Genomic DNA, 16,123 nt, shown 5'->3' on the forward strand with positions numbered 1-16,123 from the left:
GACCGACGCATTGATCCGCCCCATTTATCCAAACCATTACAACAGAACTGACACATGCGCTTTTTGAAAGAACCTGATTACTCCCACGGTAAAACCGGAAAAACGGCAGTCGTGCTGATCAATCTCGGCACGCCGGATGCACCGACCGCGTCGGCAGTGCGTCGCTACCTGAAACAATTCCTGTGGGACAGACGAGTGGTGGAAGTGCCGCGATTCATCTGGTGGCTGATCCTGCACCTGATTATTCTGCCGTTCCGATCTGCTCAGTCGGCCAGAAAATATGCGTCTATCTGGACCAATGACGGCTCGCCGCTGCTGGTGCATACCGCCAAACAGGCCGCGTTGCTCAAAGGCTATCTGGGTGAACGCGGCCACGAAGTGCATGTTGTCCATGCCATGCGCTACGGCTCGCCATCGATTCCATCCGTACTGGAAAAACTGAAAACAGACGGTTACGACCGCCTGCTGATGCTGTCGGCGTATCCGCAATATTCCGCCACCACCACGGCATCAAATTTTGACGCGGTATTCCGGCACTACCAGCAGGTGCGAAATATTCCGGAATTGCGTCTGGTCAGAAATTATCACGACCATGAGGCTTACATCGAGGCGCTGCGTCAGTCCGTGTTGCAGCACTGGCAAACGGAAGGTCGTCCTGAAAAGCTGGTCATGAGTTTTCATGGTCTGCCCAAAACATTTCTGTTGCGTGGTGACCCATATCATTGCGAATGTTATAAAACAGCCCGCCTGCTGGCAGAAAAACTGGGGCTGGGCAAAGAGGAATACATCGTCAGTTTCCAGTCCCGGCTGGGCCGCGCGGAATGGCTGCAGCCGTACACTGCCCCGACGGTCAGACAACTGGTGAAAGACGGCATCAGGCGGATCGACGTGATCTGCCCCGGTTTTATTGCCGACTGCCTGGAAACGCTGGAGGAAATCGCGATTGAAGTCCGCGCTGAATTCCTGCAGGCAGGCGGCAAGGAATTTCATTACATCCCCTGCCTCAACGAATCGCCAGTGTGGATGCGCGCTCTGGCCGAAATCGCCGAGCAGCATCTGATCGGCTGGCCGACCATGCTCACCGCCAGCATGCGTGAAGAACAGAAAAAACAAGCGCTACAGAGCCGCGCCGAAGCAAAGCGGCTTGGCGCCGATCACTGATCATGCCAGTCACGTATTTCATCGGCGACATTCAGGGCTGCGCTACCGAGCTGCGCCAGTTGCTGACGCTGATTGAGGCCACAACACCGGACGCCCGCTATCTGTTTGCCGGTGATCTGGTGAACCGGGGACCGGAATCACTCGACAGCCTGCGCCTGATCCGCAGTCTGCAACAACAGGGGCGCGCCGACAGTGTGCTGGGCAATCACGATCTGCATCTGCTGGCGGTGGCGCATGGAATACGGCCGTCCCACAAAGATGACACGCTGCAGGATATCCTGCAGGCGCCGGACCGCGAAGCGCTGCTCAGCTGGCTGCGCCAGCGGCCGATGGCGATCATGGAACAGCAACATCTGCTGATCCATGCCGGACTCTACCCGGCATGGAGTGCCAGCCAGACCCTGCAACTGGCAGGAGAAGTCGAAAACATGCTGCGCGGGGATGGCTGGCTGGACTTCCTGCGCCACATGTATGGCAATCAGCCGGATGTCTGGAATGACGACTTGCAGGGCGACGACCGCCTGCGCTGCATCATCAATGCGCTGACCCGGATGCGCTTTTGCGACCAGAGCGGCCGCATGGATTTTACGATCAAGGATGGTGCAGCCTCGGCACCGCCCGCTTATCTGCCGTGGTTTGATCTGCCGCGCCGCAGCACCGATTGCACGGTGGTGTTCGGCCACTGGTCCACGCTGGGACTGGTGTTACGTCCGAACCTGATCAGCCTCGATACCGGATGCGTCTGGGGCGGCAAGCTGACTGCAGTCTGCCTGGAAACCCGCCAAGTGATCCAGATAGACAGTCCGCAACACCGCAAACCCGGCAGATAAATCCCTGACAGTCCGGTGCAGGTCTTGTGGAACACAAAATATACTCTCTCCCAGTATATTTGAAAGTCGTTTATTTACCCAGAGGATAGGGTATATTTAAGGAATACTCCCCTTAAAAATCAATTATAACGGTTGGTTTTTCAGAAAAACCGTTCAGGTTTCGGCAAACACACCCAGCGCCTGCATCACCGCACTGCGCGCCTGTTGCGCGACATCGCGGCGGTGTGCGCCTTCGGTAGAAATGGCAGGCAGACGAATCAGTTCAGCGGTCATGCGCGGCGCCTTCAGGATAGCGCGCAAGCTATCGACAAACGTCATCTCGCCAATGAAATCGGCTGCCGCGTGAAACTGTCCGCTGGCGTCGGTATAGCGAATCACGAAAGGCTGCACCATCACCTTTGCCTCAATCGCTGCCTCAAATAGATTAGCGTGAAATGGCAGCACCGTTCCCTGCGCGGCAGTCGTGCCTTCGGGGAAAAAAGCAATCCGCTTGCCTGCCTGAATCTGATGCACCAATCCTTCATATATCCGGCGCACCTCGCGCTGCTTGCCGCGTGCCAGAAAAATCGTCCCGGCCTGCTCGCACAACCAACCCACCAGCGGCCAGCTACGGATATCCGCCTTGGCAACAAAATGACAGGGATGCAGCGTGTTAATCACAAAAATATCGAGCCAGGAAACATGGTTCGACACGATCAGTGCCGTTTCCGCCACGGCACCTTCGCTGGCATCACGGAATGCCACATCGACGGTGCAGATCGCCAGCAATTGCTGCGACCAGCGGCGAATCAGGCGCTCACGCCGCTCAGGGCTGGAAAAAGGGAACTGGCAGGCACAGGTCAGCATACCTGCCATCAGGTGAACAAAGATACGGAAAAAATGCCAGACAATCATGCCAAACCTGTCAGATATCCAGAGCGGATATCGCTCATCATATTTCTTGTTGATCGGAACCGGCTCCGTTGCAGTAATCGCCGGAGCCGGATAGTCATGCATATGCGTTTCAGGTGGATCGCATCAGGCAGGCCGCGCCGGGCCTGATGCTGCCGCTCGTTTTAATGCAGGGCGTCATAAGCGACATGGCCGTCAACCATCGTCAGCCTCACCACCCCTGGCAGCTCGTAACCGAGGAAAGGGGTATGCTTGCCCTGGCTGACCAGTGCCGAAGCGGTGACGGCCCAATGGGCAGCAGGATCAAACACACACAGATCCGCCGCCTGTCCGACCCGCAGACAGCCTGCAGAAATACCGGTCACCCTGGCGGCATCCTGGCTGATTTTTGCCAGTGCCTGCGACAGGCTGACTTCTCCCCGACTGTCTGCCGCCCATTTCAAGGTCAGCGACAACAGCAACTCCAACCCGGTAGCGCCGGGAGAGGCTTCCGCGAACGGCAGCAACTTCTCATCATCATCCACCGGCGTATGGTCGGAGCAGATCGCATCAATCGTACCATCCTGCAATGCAGCTTTAATCGCATCGCGATCGCGCTGGCTGCGCAACGGCGGCGTCATGCGCGCATTGGAATCAAAAAAGCCGATATCGGCATCCGTCAGATGCACATGATGCGCGCCCACATCACAGGTCAGCGGCAAACCTTCTTTTTTTGCCTGCCGTACCAGCTCCAGCCCCGCTGCCGAAGAAATCCGGCACAGATGCACCCGGGCGCCGGTGGCGCGCATCAGTTCAAACAAGGTATGCAGTGCAATGGTTTCCGCCATCACCGGCACGCCGGACAAGCCCAGCCGCGATGCCAGCGGCCCACTGTGCGCCACACCGCCCTTGCCGATATAGGCATCCTGCGGCCGCAGCCAGACCGTATAACCGAACGTGCTGGCATATTGCAGTGCGCGCTGCAATGTACCGGTATCCCTGACGGGCTCTTCTGCCTGTGAAAAACCGATGCAGCCGGCATCGGTCAGCGCCGCCATTTCCGTCAGCGACTCACCGCGCAGACCAATGGTCAGTGCGCCCAGCGGATACACATGCGCCTTGTTCTGGGTGCGGGCACGCTGCTTCAGCATTTCCACCAGACCGGATTCATCCAGCACCGGATCGGTATCTGGCGGACACACCAGGCTGGTCACACCACCGCGCATGGCTGCCTGCAATTCAGACTCCAGCGTCGCCTTATATTCAAAGCCCGGCTCACGCAAACGGGCACTCAGATCCACCAGCCCCGGCGCGATCACCAGTCCGGCGGCATCAATGACTTTGTTGGCGACGAAGTCTAACGGTGCAGTACCAAGTGCGACAATTTTTCCTGCGGCAATAAACACGTCCTGCACCGCATCCACGCCATTCGCCGGATCGATCACGCGGCCATTTTTAATCTGTATTTTCATCTTGTTTTCCTCAGGCGTCGCTGCCGCTGTTACCGGCAACAATACTCATCACCGCCATGCGCACTGCAATCCCGAACGTCACCTGCGGCAGGATCACGGCTTGCGGACCGTCTGCCACGGCGGAATCAATTTCCACGCCACGATTCATCGGCCCCGGATGCATCACAATGGCATCCGGTTTCGCCAGCGCCAGCCGCTCCGGTGTCAGGCCATAGCTCTTGAAATATTCCTGCGCCGACGGCAGCAGCGCACCGCTCATACGTTCATTCTGCAGGCGCAACATGATGATCACGTCCACGCCCTTCAGACCTTCATTCATATCGGTGAACACGCGCACACCCATCTGCTCCAGTCCGCCCGGCAACAGCGTATGTGGTCCGATCACACGCACTTCCGGCACGCCCAGCGTGGTCAGCGCATGGATGTCTGAGCGTGCAACACGGCTGTGCAGTACGTCGCCGACGATCGCTACTGTCAGGTTGGTGAAATCCTTTTTGTAGTGACGGATGGTATACATGTCCAGCAGACCCTGCGTCGGATGTGCATGGCGGCCGTCACCGGCATTCACCACATGGACATGATGCTGTTTGGTATCGTTCAGATGTTTAGCGATCAGGAAAGGCGCACCGGAAGTCGCATGGCGCACCACGAACATATCGGCATGCATGGCGGCCAGATTGTCGATCGTATCGAGCAGCGATTCACCTTTGCTGGTGCTGGAGGCAGCAATATTGAGGTTGATCACATCCGCTGACAGGCGCTTGGAAGCAATTTCGAACGTGGTCCGGGTGCGTGTGGAATTTTCAAAAAAAAGATTGAACACGCTTTTACCGCGCAGCAGCGGCACCTTTTTCACTTCACGGTCACTGATACTGACAAACGAAGAAGCGGTATCGAGAATGTGATTCAGGATCGATTTCGGCAAACCTTCAATCGTCAGCAGATGCTGAAGTTCGCCATGTTTATTGAGCTGAGGGTTATACATGATCAATAGAAAAACTCAGTGTGCCGTCTTCTGCGCGTTGCAGATTCACAGAAACAGCGGGTTCAAAGGCAGCGACATGCGCCACGAAATCAGCAGCAATCGGCAACTGGCGCCCACCGCGGTCGACCAGCGCAGCCAGCATCACGCGGGCCGGACGACCATAATCAAACAGCTCATTGATCGCCGCTCTGGTGGTGCGGCCGGTATACAGCACATCATCCACCAGGATGATCTGCGCATCATCAACCGCAAACGGGATATAGGTTGACTTCACATCCGCATGCAGCCCCCTGGCGGCATAGTCATCACGGTAAAACGAGACGTCGATCAGTCCCGGCTTATTTTTAAGACCGAGATCATTCACCAGGCGTTCAGCAATCCATGCGCCACCGGAATAAATACCGATGATGGCAAGCTGATCATTGGTGGCGGCCAGCGGTTTGATTTGTTGCAGAAGCTGCTTATACAAGACTTCCGCATCAAGTGGAGTGGAAACAGTCGTCATGGATTCTCATCGAAATATTGTTGCAGGATCAGGGCAGCGGCAGCATCATCAATGCGCTCCCCCCGTTTGCCGTGCAGCACGGCAGAAGAATATCGCTCATCCACCAGTGCAGTACTGACTTGAAACCGGCCTTGCAGCTGATTGGCAAAGCGCTGGCAGCGCACGGTCATATCATGGGCGGTGCCATCCGGATGACGCGGCAGCCCCACCACGCACAGCACGGGCTGCCACTGTGCGATCACTGCCGCGAGCGCGGCAAATTTCCCGTCATTGGTCGGCGCATCGATAATCTGCAAAGGCTCGGCCTGCTTCAGAAACGTATTGCCCACTGCAACACCGATGCGCCTGAGACCGAAATCAAAGGCGAGAACTGTACCTGTGGCAACATCCCCTGTCATCAGGCGTGCCCCGCGTCGGACGCCAGCATGAGCGGATCAATTCCGAGCAGTTTGATGGCGGCATGAAAGCGCTCTTCCAGCGGCAGGTCAAACAGAATATCGGCCCTGGCCGGAACTGTCAGCCAGCCATTGGCCAGTATTTCGCGCTCCAGCTGGCCTGCGCCCCAGCCAGCGTAACCGATACTCATCAGCACATGCGCCGGCCCTTCGCCGGCAGCAATCGCTTCAAGCACATCGCGGGAAGTCGTGAATGCGATCTCGTCGGTTACTTTAAGGGAGGAACTGTATTTTCCAGCTGGGGTGTGCAAGACAAAACCGCGATCGTCCTGCACCGGTCCGCCGAACATCACCGGCTGACGGCCGATCGGGTGCGAATCCGGAATGATTTCAAGTTTGAGATCGATCCGGTCAAACAGGCCGGAAACGGTCATGTCGGTAGGGCGGTTGATCACCATGCCCATGGCGCCGCGCCGGCTGTGTTCACACAGGTACACGACTGTGCCGCCAAATACCGGATCCTGCATCGACGGCATCGCGATCAGGAAATGATTCGTTAAATTTAAATCCAGCGGGGAAACTGTTTCGTCGTCCGCCATGGACTCCTGATCTGCAAATGTGTCAGTAGGGACAGGAGACTGCGTATGCAGCCCTGAGTAGGAGGTTTTTTTTTGCTTCGGCATGGCAGGATTTTAGCATTTCTGACGAAGTTTTTCGATCTGTGCGAGGAAGCAACGGGTCTGCCAGCAGGATTACCGCGCGTGGGCGCGATGCATAAAATACCGGTAGACAATGGAATATTGATGTACAGAACAATTTCTTTATCCGTTGGCAACGCCGGCATCCGGGGCATGAAGGCAAGCTGACAATTTTTGCATCGGACAGACGAATCACGCGGTCATCAACCGGCAAGAAGGCTGGCTTTGTGGCAGGATGACGGCTGAACGCCCCATCAGCAATCGCTTGCCGCGCGGGTATTTTCCGGTCAGAAACAGGTCGCTTATCTTCGCGGGACTGTTGAATGAAAGACGTATTAAAGCATGATAAATCAGAAAAAAAATTCCCCCTCATTTCAACGCTCACTGGTCTGGTTCCGGCGCGACCTGCGCTGTCACGATCATGCCGCGCTGTATCATGCGCTGCGTCAAAGCCAGTCCGTATTCTGCGTCTTTATTTTTGACCGTAGCCTGTTGCACGGTTTGCCCGCAAACGACCGGCGGGTACGCTTCATCCACGATAGTGTGCATGAACTACGGGCAAACATTGAACAACAGGGTGGTTGTCTGCTGGTCGAGTATGCCGACCCGCTCGAAGCGATTCCCCGGATTGCTGCCGCGCTGGAGATTGATGCCGTCTTCGTGAATCACGATTACGAACCGGCCGCTATGGCGCGGGATGCTGATGTCGCGCACACGTTGTCGCAAAGCGGGCGTGCGTTCCTGAGCAGTAAAGATCAGGTCATTTTTGAAAAAGATGAAGTGTTGTCGCAATCAGGCAAACCGTTCTCCGTGTTCACCCCCTACAAAAATGCCTGGCTGCGTCAGTTGCATGCGGACGGTGGCGACTTTTACGCCAAAGCCTATCCGGTCAGCGATTACGCAGCGCATTTTGCCTCTCACCCATCTGCTCCGCTGCCGGGTCTGGCCGAGATGGGATTTTCCGCCGACGATGCACACAAAATGCCGGTGCCGGCCGGCATGTCCGGCGCCAGCAGCTTATTTCATGAATTCATTGGTCGGATGCAAAACTATGATGTGGCCCGTGATTTTCCGGCGATCAAAGGACCATCCTATCTGTCTGTCCATTTACGTTTCGGCACAATTTCAATACGCAGCCTGGTCAGGGCAGCATTGCAGGAAATCCGCACCGCCAGCCAGCGCGGAGCGGAAGTCTGGTTATCGGAACTGATCTGGCGTGATTTCTATTTTATGATCCTGCATCATCATCCATCAGTAACGACTCATGCATTCAAGCCGGATTACGATGCCATCCAGTGGGAAACCGGGCCACAGGCCGATGCATTGTTTGAGGCGTGGTGCGAAGGAAATACTGGCTATCCGCTGGTCGATGCCGCGATGCGGCAGCTGAATCAGACCGGCTACATGCATAACCGCCTGCGTATGGTGACAGCCAGTTTTCTGATCAAGGATCTGGGTATCGACTGGCGGCGTGGCGAAGCTTATTTTGCACTCAGGCTCAATGATTTTGATCTGGCTGCCAACAATGGCGGCTGGCAATGGGCGGCCTCATCCGGCTGCGATGCACAGCCCTATTTCCGCATCTTCAATCCGGTCACGCAATCAGAAAAATTCGATGCCGACGGCAAATTTATCAGCCGCTATCTGCCACAACTGGCGCCGCTGGCACAACTCGCCCCCCGTTCGCTGCATGCACCGTGGAAAGCGTCCCCTGCCCTGTTGCAACAGGCCGGGATACGTCTCGGGGACAATTATCCCTACCCGATCATCGAGCATGAACAGGCGCGGCAGCATACCCTGAGCCGTTATGCTGTCGTTAAAAAACCGGGAACGCACACCGATTGAAACGTTCGGGCAGCCATAGCGTGGCAGCAGGAAGGTAGCCGTTCCTGCTCAGGAATTCGCAGCCTGCGATGCCTGCCAGACAGCATCCGCCTGTTCCACCCTGACCACCCCTGGCAAGCGCCATACCGATTCGACATAGGCACGCAGAACCGGCAATTCGGGCACGATCTTGAATGCCATCAGCCAGTGCAGCGCGATGCCCCATAAAATATCGGCAGCACTGATTTTTTCGCCAAGCAGATACGGTGTTTTTTCCAGCTGCGCACTCAACACCTTAAGCTGCGTGTCCAGGTCGCGCCAGGGTGTCGTCGAAGCCGGTCCGGTTTCCCGTTTCAGGAAAGCATCCATGATGGCCGGCTCAAAACAGGAACCGTATTGCGCAATCCAGCGCAGATAGGCTCCCCGGCGAGGATCATCCATTGCCGGTGCCAGCCCTGCCGCCGGAAACAAATCTGCCAGATAGATGAATAAAGCCACCTGTTCGCTGACCAGCGTATCACCATGCAATACGGCAGGCACTTTACCGTACGGATTCACGGCCAGATACGCAGTCTGCAGTTGATCAGATTTTTTCAAATCCAGATAATGGACCTGATAATCCGCCTTCAATTCTTCCAGCAATACCCGTACGGCCAGTGAGCGGCTCTGCGGCGCATAAAACAAAACCAAAGGCATATTCAGTGTGTGCATATTTCCCTCATGAAAATGATCGGCAATGAAAGACTTGATTCGCTGATCAGGTCTATCCGGATTTTTGCAAAATACATCATTTTTTGAGTATAACCTGTAGCCGGAAAACACGACGACGAAGTGCAAATCATGGCTGATATCTCGCCAGTTGTGCCGGCTCATTCTGTGCAACGGCTGCCTGTGAGGCTTGCTGATGCGTACTATTTCCTTGCAATAGAAATAGCTGATTCTCCTGATTTAATACACGGGTATTAACCCGATTTCAGGAAAAATAAACAGACCGAATAAAAATCCCTCGCAAAACGAGGGATTTTTCTGCAGCACACGAACCGACACCAGGTAAAGGATGCCGTTAATCAGACCAGCACCGTATGCTCCTTGCCGATCAGACCAGTAATTGCTTCCAGCAAGTCATCTTCGCGATAAGGTTTGCCGAAGTATTCGTTCACCCCTAATTCTTTCGCGTAATTCCGGTGCTTGTCGGCGGTCCGCGAAGTAATCATGATGATAGGAATATGGCTGGTACGGGCATCGTTGCGGACGTTACGGGTCAGATCGAAACCATCCATGCGCGGCATTTCAATATCCACCAGCATCACGTGCGGTGTTACCGATTGCAGCTGCTCCAGCGCATCAATGCCGTCCTTCGCCAGAACGACCTGATAACCTTCACGGGTCAGCAGGCGTTGTGTTACACGGCGCACAGTGAGCGAATCATCCACCACCATGACGGTATGCTGCGTGCGTAATCCCTGCACCGGCTCAGAACGGTTCCGGGTAGATGCTGCATCGGCCTGTAAATCGGCTACCGCACCCATTTCCGGCAACGTCTCACTGCCAGATTGCGGCAGGCGTGCGCGCTCATGTTCCAGACGCTGCGCCAATGGCACAGGATTAAGGATAAGTACAATTTCACCGGAACCCAGCACTGTCGCACCGGCAATACCCGCCATCCGTGCGAGCTGCGGGCCGATATTTTTCACAACCACCTCGCGGTTACCGATGATTTCATCGACGTGAATCGCCACCCGCTCAGTACCGCTCTTCATGACCAGCAATGGGGTATATTGTTGCGCCAGCGGCACCGCATCATTCTGTCCGAGAATCGTGGACAGGTAGTACATGGAAACCCGTTGCCCCTGCCACATGACCGCACTATCGTTGTAGGCATTAGCCAGCGCATTAGCTTTCAGATGCTGCACCTGCTCTACCAACACTGACGGTACGGCTAAAGTTCTGCCGCCGGCATTGAGCAGCACCACCTGGGTGACGGCCAGTGTTAATGGCAGGTGAATTGTAAATTCCGCACCCTGACCAGCAATAGTCGAGACTTCGACACGCCCGCCCAGCGAAGCGGCTTCGGAACGCACTACATCCATCCCGACGCCGCGCCCGGCCAGTTCGGTAATCTCGGTAGCGGTTGAAAAACCCGGTTCAAAAATCAGGCTGGCAGTTTCTGCATCATTTGGCGCCTGTTCATTACTGATCATGCCCCGGCTCAGTGCCTTCTGGCGGATATGCGCCAGATCCAGCCCTCGTCCGTCATCATTAAAGCGGATCACCACTTCATTACCTTCCTGGCGGATTTCAATCAGCAGCTCGCCAGTCTCGTTCTTACCAAGCTGACGCCGGACATCCCGAGCTTCGATACCATGCACAATCGCATTGCGCAGCAGATGTTCAAACGGGCCCACCATTTTTTCCAGAACGCCGCGATCCATTTCCACACCGGCACCGCGAATATCCAGATTCACTCGCTTATCCAGTTCTTTCGCCGTCTGGCGTGTGACCCGGTATAAACGTTCAGAGACGCTGGCGAAAGGAATCATCCTGACCCGCATCAGATCCTGTTGCAATTCGCGGGTCAGACGAGCCTGGATGTGCAGATTGCCAGAGGCGCCGTCAATCGTGCGCGTCAGATTGGTCTGCACTGTGGCAACGTCGCTGACGCTTTCCGCCATCATCCGCGTCAGTTCCTGCAGACGTGTGAAACGATCGAATTCAAGCGGATCAAATTCACGGTCCGCCGAGTGCGCCATGCGGGAGGTAATCTGTGTTTCTGCCTGAATTTCCACCTCACGCAACTGATCGCGCAAACGGCTCACGTTTTCAGTCAGTTCGCCCAGCGAAGCCCTTAATGTTCCGACCTCGTTTTCCAGACGGGAACGGGAAATCGATACCTCACCGGCCTGATTCACCAGACGGTCCAGCACGTCGGCACGAACACGAACCAGCGGCACGGGTGCGCCGGGAGCAGCCGGCAGACTGACTTGGGTAGCAGGTGCCGAAGTTCTTGTTGCCGGAGTATTGACTGCCACCGGCATCAAAGGCGTCAGACTGACCATCTGACTGTCCGCAGCCTCCGTTGCAGGGACATGCTGCGCCTGCACCTCACTGGCCACCTGCGCATCCTGGAACTGATCCAGCTCTTGCGCAGCAGTCAATACTTGCGGAACAACTGGCACCGATGCCGCTTCCGGATGCTGTAAATATTCAAACAGCTGCATGCTGTGGTCATGACGGGCCAGCAAATCATCCATCAATGGTTGCCGCACCAGATGGCCAGTATGCATGAGGCTTTCGATACGGGTTTCCATGTCATGGATGTGCTGTCCCAGACCCATGGCACCCGCCATTCTGGCGCTTCCTTTGATGGTATGCATCAGACGGGCGATGGATTGTGGAATGGCGGTGTCTGCCGGCTGCTCCTGCCAGCTGCGCAGCAATTGTCCGACCATCGGCAGCAGATCATGCCCTTCCTCCAGGAATACCGGCAGCAAATCGTAGTCGAGTTCGTCTTTGATCTGCACAGACTGGTCTGGCAAGGATTCGGTCGATACCGGCAATACCGTGGCAGACAAATCAGCCGCAGCCAAATTGGCCGACGTAATCGCATCGTGTCCCGGCAGGCCAGACAGATCGGACAGATCGAGCTTCTCATTGGTCGACGTGACGAACTCTTCATCCGCGCCTGCAGTAGAGCGTGCGATCACATTTTGCAACAACTGCTCCAGCTGACGCACTTCATCCGGTGCAGTCTCCGCCATCTCGGATAAGGCAAATTTTTGCAGCATATGTCTGGCGGTTTCCAGCGCATGATCCAGCACATCGAATTCTGCGTTTTCCAGACTGACCGGATGGCGTTCCAGTCTTTGCAAAACCAGTTCCAGACTATGTGCCAGCTCATGCAGCGGCTTCAGCCCCACCGTTGCAGAACTGCCCGCCAGCGAATGGCTGGCGTGAATCGCATGAATGGAAACATGCCGGTGCGGCTCATGCCGCCATTCTGCAAAGTCCTGCGTCAGGAAACGGACGATTTCATCGGTTTCCGCCATATAAATCGAATACAGCGGCACACTGATTTCGAGGTCGCCAATCCGCTTGATATTGTCATCGACGGGCGCGACCGTCTTGCTCAAGTCAGGGAAACCAATAATTTTTGCACCACTGACAGATGTCGTTTCCTCTGCAATACTGTTTCCAGTATCTGCCGCGCTAGTATCCGGCTGATGTGTATCTGACGCGAGGCCAGCGGCAACGCTATCCGCTGTTTCCTGTGCTTCCAGTTCTGCAGGCGGTGCAATCTCTTGCGGTATCTCTGCCGGCTGCATAGTCGCATTTTCGAGCGGCATGTGTAGCAGCTCATCTGCCGCGATTGGCAATGTTGCAACCATTGCAGGCGCGACGTCGGCTACACCAGCAACAGTTGGTGCGGCCGGTTCAGCCAACAGACTGGCTGCGCTGGGCAAATCATCAAAAACACTGAGTTCAAAATGTTCCGTATTCGCAGCACTGGCTGTCTCCGGCATGTCGGGCGCATTCAGCACTTCGTCCATTGTCACGGATGCGGCAGGTGTTGGCTCGGCGAACTCCGGTAACAGCTCGGCTTCCTGCAGTAATGTCTCAAACGATACGCCTTCCGGAGTCGTAGCAATAATAGTTTCTGTCGCGGCGCCCCCGCTTTCAAGTTCAAGCTGAGATACCGGAGCCGTTGCAGTCTCTGCAGACAGGTTTCCGGGCATTTCCGGCGGCATCAGGATTGCCTGTGGCATCTCAAAATCCAGCCCTGCCTTCACGCGTTCAGCGGCAGCAATAATATCCGCACCAGTTCTGGCGGAATAGCCATACTGTTTCAGTTCATCAACCCAGATCACCATTTCTTTTGCCGTATACTCCAGCAAAGCGTACAGGTTCTGGTCGCCACGCCGGGATTCCGACAACCACAGATTCATGACCTGTTCTATATTCCATCCGGCTTCGCCAAATACGGTCAGCCCCACCATACGGCTGCTGCCTTTGAGGGTATGGAAGGAACGACGCAGGCTGGTCAGATGTTCCTGATTATCCGCATCTTCACGTGACAAAGGCAAGGTATGCTGGACAAACGCCAGCACTTCGTCGGCCTCAGTCAGGAAGATGTCGAGCAATTCAGCATCAATAGCTTCATCGCTCTGAGGCAGAGAAACTGGAGCAGCAGGAATTTTTTCCGGTGCTGCAACCGGAGCGGTCGCCGCTACCAAGTGTTGCAGATTTTCGGAAGTACGCCCGGTATCAGCAGATGCCAGCAAACCAATCGCCGCATTAGCTCGCCCGCTGGCATCGGCATCATCCAGCAAGGTTGCGACGGAACGTTCAGACTCCAGCGACTGTTTCAGTTGTGCCTGCAGCACCTTGTTTTCCGGATGTTCCGCCAGCGAGACTGCCAGCCGCGCAGATTCCTGCTGCTGGTGCGCCAGTTCCTGCTCGGTGGTACGGACGACAGTCTCTGTCGACTGCGGGCTGTCTGGCAAAGCAATATGTGCAAATTCTTCTCGCTCCGGCAGCAGTTCTTTCTGAACCGTCTGCTCCAGCAAATTGGAACGGAAAATCCCCGACTCTTCGTCGAAACTGAATTTCTTTTTCGCCGTATCAGGCTGAGACTGCAAGGTCTCGATGAAAAAACTCAGGGCACCAATATTCTGCGCTACTTTCTGGTGTAGCGCTTCAATATGCACGCCGTCAGAAGGCGCTGAATCCGCCGTCGCGGTAGCATCCACAAACTGTGCAACAACCTGCCGGGTATGCTCGATAGCCTGCATCGCTGCGTCCTGATCGAGAATCGCCAGTGCCCCGCCAATCTGGTGCAGGACGCCATCAATCGACCTCAGGGAGTCATGTTGTGCCGGATCGCGGAAATATTCGTCCAGTGTCTTTTCAACCTGCCGCAGGCTGGTCTGCATTTCCGTCATCAACACTGCCATGGTCTGACGCTGTTGCGCTTCCCTGGAAATTTCTCCCATCCAGGCAGCCTGGGATTCTGGCTCTTCGCCGGAAACTACCGACAGCAGGCGTGCCGTAATTTCCTCAGCACGCTCTGAAAAATGTGCCGGCAAGCGCGTAATATGATCCAAGGTATTCTCAACAAACAACAGGCTGGTTGCCAGCTCGATCGCCAGTTTTGAGCCATCGGCAGAATGCGCCACATGACGGGCAATCCCACTCAGTTCCCGCAGCAATTTCGACAGCGATGGCGAATTCAGCTGATCACCCGTCTCTGCCAGATCTTTCATTTTCTGGGAAAATTTATCGGCAAGGTTATGATCACCGTTGGCGATCCGGCCCCATAAATTTTTCACCGCAGTCAACTGTTCCTTAGCGGTAGTCAGCACCCCCGCCGCAATTTGCCCATAATTTTTCTGTACGTAATCCGCCGGGACTTTATTGTCGAGATCGTATGCCTGACGGACGTTGGCAACAAAAGGGGTCGGATGCTGAACCTGTGCCAGAAAGAACAGGGCGTCGCGCAATAGACGCTCAGGAATCGTATTCACACCATCCATCAAGCGGCGTATCTGCAGATTAATGCGCCCGAAAATCTGTTTGACATATTGCTGATTTTCAATCTGTCCGTTTGTGACTGCTTCGACAAAAGCCCGCATCACGACCCAGAATGCCTTGGTCTGCGAATTAGTCTGCGCGTGATCAATCTCACGGATCAGCTCATGCATGGATGTCAGTGCTAACTGCTGTTTTTGCGGATCTTTACCGGTCAGTACCGTCAGCAATAATTTTTCGAAACGCTGACGCAGATCTGTGTAATTTGCGGGAACAACCGCCTGAGACACGGCCAGCTCGGGAATTTTTTCCTTCGCAGACAATGCAGGGAAAAACAAATCCGCCGGATGAATCCGTTCAGCGCCTTTCAATTCCAGCAGTGCGCGGTAATAGGGAAATAATCTGACTGGCTGATGGACGGAACCGGACAATAAATCTTCCAGATAACGCAACACAGCATGAAACGCATCCAGAATGACATCAATGTTTGCCTGCGTCATCTCCAGCTGTGCGCTCTGCAAACGCTCAATCAGCTCCTCGATGGTTTCCGTCACGATCGAAACACCATCGATATCCACAATCTGCAGGGCACCATGCGCCTGGTGCAGGTAGTTTTTGGCGTGCAGCAAAGTAGTGGACCGGACGTCAATATCCTGTGCCAACGCATCTGTCAGCATCTTGCCGGCGTTGGTCATCGCCTCCCGCACTTCCGGCATCACCCAGGACAATGGTCCGGTATCAAACTGTTCCTGCGGAAAATGAGAGGAATTTGAAAAATCGGATGTCATGCATACTCCGCGAACTCAAGAGACGACCAGCCGTACGGCTCATCGTCTTGCAAATATGGCGGGCTGTCAG

11 protein-coding genes are annotated in these 16,123 nt (G+C 55.3%); 3 read left to right on the forward strand and 8 right to left on the reverse strand.

Annotated elements, in window-relative coordinates:
- The first annotated feature begins 54 nt into the window (after nt 1-54).
- Both hemH and HV832_RS06725 read left to right on the forward strand, forming a co-directional pair.
- Nucleotides 55-1,161 (forward strand): ferrochelatase, encoded by a 1,107-nt coding sequence (gene hemH / locus HV832_RS06720; RefSeq protein ID WP_176802783.1) that lies wholly within the window; start codon nt 55-57, stop codon nt 1,159-1,161.
- Nucleotides 1,162-1,163: 2 nt separating this feature from the next.
- A complete protein-coding gene (locus HV832_RS06725) occupies nt 1,164-1,991 on the forward strand; it encodes a symmetrical bis(5'-nucleosyl)-tetraphosphatase (protein ID WP_176802784.1) in 828 nt (275 codons plus the stop codon).
- A 153-nt stretch (nt 1,992-2,144) separates the two neighbouring features.
- Here the strand turns inward: HV832_RS06725 and HV832_RS06730 are convergent, their stop codons facing one another.
- Genes HV832_RS06730 through HV832_RS06755 form a run of 6 tightly spaced genes read right to left on the reverse strand, consistent with a single transcriptional unit; the run spans nt 2,145 to nt 6,817 of the window.
- Nucleotides 2,145-2,987 carry a lysophospholipid acyltransferase family protein gene (locus HV832_RS06730; protein WP_399310421.1) on the reverse strand — a complete coding sequence of 281 codons (843 nt, stop codon included), beginning with the start codon at nt 2,985-2,987 and terminating at the stop codon, nt 2,145-2,147.
- A gap of 59 nt (nt 2,988-3,046) precedes the next feature.
- Nucleotides 3,047-4,333 carry a dihydroorotase gene (locus HV832_RS06735; protein WP_176802785.1) on the reverse strand — a complete coding sequence of 429 codons (1,287 nt, stop codon included), beginning with the start codon at nt 4,331-4,333 and terminating at the stop codon, nt 3,047-3,049.
- 10 nt (nt 4,334-4,343) lie between these two features.
- Nucleotides 4,344-5,318 (reverse strand): aspartate carbamoyltransferase catalytic subunit, encoded by a 975-nt coding sequence (locus HV832_RS06740; RefSeq protein ID WP_176802786.1) that lies wholly within the window; start codon nt 5,316-5,318, stop codon nt 4,344-4,346.
- A complete protein-coding gene (gene pyrR, locus HV832_RS06745; RefSeq protein ID WP_176802787.1) occupies nt 5,311-5,823 on the reverse strand; it encodes a bifunctional pyr operon transcriptional regulator/uracil phosphoribosyltransferase PyrR in 513 nt (170 codons plus the stop codon). Before pyrR ends, HV832_RS06740 begins: the two co-directional genes overlap by 8 nt.
- Nucleotides 5,820-6,221, reverse strand: coding sequence for a Holliday junction resolvase RuvX (ruvX, locus tag HV832_RS06750; RefSeq protein ID WP_176802788.1), 402 nt, complete (start codon nt 6,219-6,221; stop codon nt 5,820-5,822). Before ruvX ends, pyrR begins: the two co-directional genes overlap by 4 nt.
- Nucleotides 6,221-6,817, reverse strand: a complete 597-nt coding sequence (locus HV832_RS06755; RefSeq protein ID WP_176802923.1) for a YqgE/AlgH family protein — start codon at nt 6,815-6,817, stop codon at nt 6,221-6,223. Before HV832_RS06755 ends, ruvX begins: the two co-directional genes overlap by 1 nt.
- 441 nt (nt 6,818-7,258) lie before the next feature.
- Here HV832_RS06755 and HV832_RS06760 point away from each other — a divergent pair, with 441 nt between their 5' ends.
- Nucleotides 7,259-8,761 (forward strand): cryptochrome/photolyase family protein, encoded by a 1,503-nt coding sequence (locus HV832_RS06760; RefSeq protein WP_176802789.1) that lies wholly within the window; start codon nt 7,259-7,261, stop codon nt 8,759-8,761.
- Between the two features lie 48 nt (nt 8,762-8,809).
- On the opposite strand, the gene HV832_RS06765 is transcribed toward HV832_RS06760, so the two are convergent.
- Nucleotides 8,810-9,451 carry a glutathione S-transferase family protein gene (locus tag HV832_RS06765; protein WP_176802790.1) on the reverse strand — a complete coding sequence of 214 codons (642 nt, stop codon included), beginning with the start codon at nt 9,449-9,451 and terminating at the stop codon, nt 8,810-8,812.
- A gap of 356 nt (nt 9,452-9,807) precedes the next feature.
- Nucleotides 9,808-16,053 carry a FimL-related protein gene (locus HV832_RS17240; protein WP_223827212.1) on the reverse strand — a complete coding sequence of 2,082 codons (6,246 nt, stop codon included), beginning with the start codon at nt 16,051-16,053 and terminating at the stop codon, nt 9,808-9,810.
- Nucleotides 16,054-16,123 lie beyond the last annotated feature (70 nt).

Origin of the sequence: Cognatundibacterium oligocarboniphilum, assembly GCF_013377855.1 — a bacterium.
In the GTDB taxonomy this organism is placed as follows: Bacteria; Pseudomonadota; Gammaproteobacteria; order Burkholderiales; family Burkholderiaceae_D; genus Undibacterium; species Undibacterium oligocarboniphilum.

What these genes read in the sequence shown, in the direction of transcription:
- hemH (WP_176802783.1), top strand. Translation starts at nt 55, where the DNA reads ATGCGCTTTTTGAAAGAACCTGATTACTCCCACGGTAAAACCGGAAAA.
- HV832_RS06725 (WP_176802784.1), top strand. Translation starts at nt 1,164, where the DNA reads ATGCCAGTCACGTATTTCATCGGCGACATTCAGGGCTGCGCTACCGAG.
- HV832_RS06730 (WP_399310421.1), bottom strand. Translation starts at nt 2,987, where the DNA reads ATGCATGACTATCCGGCTCCGGCGATTACTGCAACGGAGCCGGTTCCG.
- HV832_RS06735 (WP_176802785.1), bottom strand. Translation starts at nt 4,333, where the DNA reads ATGAAAATACAGATTAAAAATGGCCGCGTGATCGATCCGGCGAATGGC.
- HV832_RS06740 (WP_176802786.1), bottom strand. Translation starts at nt 5,318, where the DNA reads ATGTATAACCCTCAGCTCAATAAACATGGCGAACTTCAGCATCTGCTG.
- pyrR (WP_176802787.1), bottom strand. Translation starts at nt 5,823, where the DNA reads ATGACGACTGTTTCCACTCCACTTGATGCGGAAGTCTTGTATAAGCAG.
- ruvX (WP_176802788.1), bottom strand. Translation starts at nt 6,221, where the DNA reads ATGACAGGGGATGTTGCCACAGGTACAGTTCTCGCCTTTGATTTCGGT.
- HV832_RS06755 (WP_176802923.1), bottom strand. Translation starts at nt 6,817, where the DNA reads ATGGCGGACGACGAAACAGTTTCCCCGCTGGATTTAAATTTAACGAAT.
- HV832_RS06760 (WP_176802789.1), top strand. Translation starts at nt 7,259, where the DNA reads ATGATAAATCAGAAAAAAAATTCCCCCTCATTTCAACGCTCACTGGTC.
- HV832_RS06765 (WP_176802790.1), bottom strand. Translation starts at nt 9,451, where the DNA reads ATGCACACACTGAATATGCCTTTGGTTTTGTTTTATGCGCCGCAGAGC.
- HV832_RS17240 (WP_223827212.1), bottom strand. Translation starts at nt 16,053, where the DNA reads ATGACATCCGATTTTTCAAATTCCTCTCATTTTCCGCAGGAACAGTTT.